Here is a 3,634-nt window from a genome sequence, read left to right on the forward strand (position 1 = left end):
ATAAAGAACGCACGATTCCAAGTGATGTACGTGAATGGTTTATCGAGGCAATTGATAAGCTGCCACAAGAAAAACTTCGTGTTATTGAGCTGCCAAAGCAGTTTAATTTACTAGAGTTTATGCGTACCTTCGAACGTTTAGTACGTGCTGGTGTAACAATAACAGCTCCAGATCAGGTGCTAACCGCAATGGAAATAAAATAATAGCAACAAGCTCTCTATTTTTGAAAACATCGAAAGTAGAGGGCTATTCGTATTTGTTTCATTAAGATCCCCTTTCCACTACTTTATTTATAAATACCAAATCAGAAGGACTTCATGTAAAATGGAGTCTTTTTTTATACAATTCTATACAAATCCTCTTCTACCTACAGAAGAATCTCCACACTACATATTGAATATTCTTCACGTATAGTAAAACATCCGATTTTATATCTACAAAAAATCAGAAGGATATTTATAAAAACAGTGGATATGAGGACAATTATGATCAAATGTGAATAATATTTTCCCAATATCCTTGATAATACTACTGTCGTTAATTTCATCTAATAAAAATCATCAATAATAATGTGAGTTATGTGTAAATACTGAGTAATGTTAACAAATAGCTACATTATCTGAACAAAATGTGGATAATTGGACGCTACATACTGCTCCATTTAACAAAATAAAGAAAATACACCCTATTTCCATGGCTGAATAAATATAATGTGATTTGTATCAATTTCTTTCCGATTTCATGTAGAAATATATGATTTTCTTTCTGCTTTTTTGTAGAATTGAAAGTCTAATAATCATTGAATCTACGGATACATTTTCTACTATTTATGATTTTTTATGTTCTAACATCAAATTTTTCCTTGTGGGAGTAGGTCTTTTCCCTATTTTTGATAACCTATAAAAGTTTTATCTTTATTTCTTTTTAATATATAAGATATATATTTATAATAGATTTTATTATTACTAGTATGATTGTTAATAAGAAGTCTGACCTAATTGAAAATATTTGTTAATTCAGTTATAATAATGGTAATTAAACATATCATTACCCACATACAAAAGGACAAACCTACGTATCCCTACCAGGACGAGGTTTGTCCTTTTTTCATTTTATAATCAATTAATAATTGGAGGATTAAACATGGTCGTACTAAAGAATACAACTAATATAGCAATGAATGAATATAACGAAATTAGATTTTTTAAAGGGGTTTTTTGGGGATTATTACTTGTACTCCCTTTTTGGAGTATTATGATAGCCTTATTCATTTGGCTTTGTAAATAATAATCAACATAGCAAAAATGCAAAGGGTTGTTTGTCCGTTTGCGTTTTTGCTATGCCAGCAACCGTGCATAGCAGAGGGCGGTTGCAGGTCTTTCACCTATTTTTTGTTATAATATACCCAAAGAAATTAGGTGATTATAATGAACGAGACAATTAGGTTAGAAGAAACATTAGAAGCTTTTTCTAATTACTTAATTGAAAAAGGTCGAAAACATTCTACGATACAACGTTATTCTTACGATATTAAGGATTTTTTTAAATGGTTAGAAGTAAATGAGATACTTTTTCATATCAAATCGTGGAGTGAATTATCTCCAAAAGATTATCAGGGGTATTTCTCTGAGTTAGAAAGCAAGCGCAAATATTCCCAGAAAATAAGGCACAGAATATGGGTGGTTTTAAAGAAATTGAACATGTTTTTAGGGATAGATAGTCCATTAGATGAGTTTCACCTCTCCTTAATTCCTGATCAATCACTAAGTGATAAGGATTTTATTACTGCAACGGAAGAAAAGCATTTAAAACAAACGATACTTTCAACAAAGGGATTAACAGAAAGACAAGCTAAATATCGCCCTCTTATTATGGATAGAAACGCTTGTATAATAAATTTAGTAGTAAACTATGGGTTATCCTTGCAAGAGCTTGTATCGCTTAATATGAGCCATATACAGTTTGCTAGAAATAGTTTAATTGTTCCAGGAGAGGATGGAGTAACTAGATCTGTATTCTTAACTGATGAAGATACAAAGCAACTTTATAAATATTATACGATCATTCCAGAACCCGTAAGACCTCGAAAACATACTGATAATCCCCTATTTGTTGTATTTGATTTTAACCGGGGTACTTATCGTTGGGTGTACGAAAATGATGCGCCAAAGGCCTTGTCTGAGGTTGCTGTGCAAAAAATGATACGGCTTGAAGTAAAACGTGCGGGGGGAAATAGGCGTATTTCTGCACAGCAGATGAGGAATACATTTATTCTCCGTCTTATTAAGCAAGGAATAAATGAAGATGAATTGGTAAGTAGAATGGGGTTCAAAACTAAGATATCTCTAAAAAGATATTTCCGATATTTACAACAAGTTCCACTCAAGCACGTTCAAAACAATACAATAGATTAAAGACACATGAATATTAACAGTAAAGATAGTAAGGATAGTAAGGATATTAAATTAAATATATAGAAAGACGATTAGTTATTGAAATATAAAGCCTGTATCGATGATTACCAAGTAATTATTGATACAGGCTATCTTTTAAAGCATTTGTCATATTCAACTAACGCATACGTTAGTTGAACAACGAATATATGTTTATTATTCAAACGAAAGTCCCTTTATTTTAAGTGAATTTCAATCGAATCCTTGGAATATACTAAGTGTTTTTGTAAATAATAGGATTGTTAAATCAATAAATAAAGGAGGACTTTTATGCTACAGAATCAACAAGACAAAGAAAATTTGGGTTCTAATATGAAACAAAAATTTGCGGGAACTGATGCACAAAAAGTAAAACAAGAAATTCAAAAAGATGTTAGCCAAGGGCAAGGAGCAATGACCTCCCGTGAGGCAGGAGCAATGCGCGATTAAAAAACCACTCTAAGTGGTTTTTTATTTTTCTACATGTAAATTAAACACTTTACAACTCTCATTTTGATTTGATGGTTTAGATAATCTGTAGTAAATAACCTCTTTCTTGTTCATTTACTACAATAAAAAGATGTTAAATAGTCTTCGAAATGTAGATTCATTATCTTCTGCTTGGGGTTCATTCGCTGTTTTACCAAGAAATCGCATCAGAAGTCTCTTTTTATAGAAAAATAAATGACAAACTAATTCCCAAATGGAATTCATTTCCCCCTCCGGTTTCCAAATTGCCTTTTCAAAAGTAATATTCTTTAGCACTTTTTCAAGTGGCGGAAACCAGTCTTCTTCATCTAAGCAGCTTGCCCATTGTTGTGACAAAAGTGTTTTTACATCCATTTTCGATTTTTGCCCTCATAGTGAGTTACTTCTCCATATATTTTTACGGTCGTAAATGTCATCGTTATAAGAAGATGACCGTCTTTGATATTCTAGGGATTGTGTATAAAACGACGGTGAAGCATAGACAAGCTGCCTAGCGAAAAAATCACGTTTTAATAGGCTTCTTTAGTATGCCTACTTTTCTATCAATTGCTAGTTTTGAACCGAGGATCGTTTCATATCTAGTAAGTTACTTGGTTAGCTTGATGGGCATGTGGCGGTCCCCCACATCCATCAACTTAACGTATATTCTTATACAAAATGCGGTCTTTCCACGTAGTTTTTTATTATCTGTTATAGATGTTATAAAAGTAGGC

General features: G+C 32.0%; 4 protein-coding genes and 1 pseudogene. 4 read left to right on the forward strand and 1 reads right to left on the reverse strand.

What is annotated here, in order from left to right:
• The 4 genes and pseudogenes from MR155_RS30730 to MR155_RS30745 all read left to right on the forward strand — a co-directional run.
• Nucleotides 1-203: pseudogene (locus MR155_RS30730) on the forward strand (hypothetical protein); the annotation flags it as partial.
• Between the two features lie 940 nt (nt 204-1,143).
• Nucleotides 1,144-1,287, forward strand: a complete 144-nt coding sequence (locus MR155_RS30735) for a hypothetical protein (RefSeq protein ID WP_002069415.1) — start codon at nt 1,144-1,146, stop codon at nt 1,285-1,287.
• 140 nt (nt 1,288-1,427) lie between these two features.
• Nucleotides 1,428-2,414: a tyrosine-type recombinase/integrase gene (locus tag MR155_RS30740; protein ID WP_201038241.1), complete on the forward strand. Its 987-nt coding sequence runs from the start codon at nt 1,428-1,430 to the stop codon at nt 2,412-2,414.
• Between the two features lie 309 nt (nt 2,415-2,723).
• Nucleotides 2,724-2,882 (forward strand): hypothetical protein, encoded by a 159-nt coding sequence (locus tag MR155_RS30745; RefSeq protein WP_172805467.1) that lies wholly within the window; start codon nt 2,724-2,726, stop codon nt 2,880-2,882.
• 117 nt (nt 2,883-2,999) lie between these two features.
• Here MR155_RS30745 and MR155_RS30750 read toward each other — a convergent pair whose 3' ends face one another.
• Nucleotides 3,000-3,275: a DinB family protein gene (locus MR155_RS30750; RefSeq protein ID WP_242312071.1), complete on the reverse strand. Its 276-nt coding sequence runs from the start codon at nt 3,273-3,275 to the stop codon at nt 3,000-3,002.
• Nucleotides 3,276-3,634 lie beyond the last annotated feature (359 nt).

Origin of the sequence: Bacillus cereus group sp. BfR-BA-01331 (assembly GCF_022663915.1) — a bacterium.
GTDB classification, from domain to species: domain Bacteria; phylum Bacillota; class Bacilli; order Bacillales; family Bacillaceae_G; genus Bacillus_A; species Bacillus_A mycoides.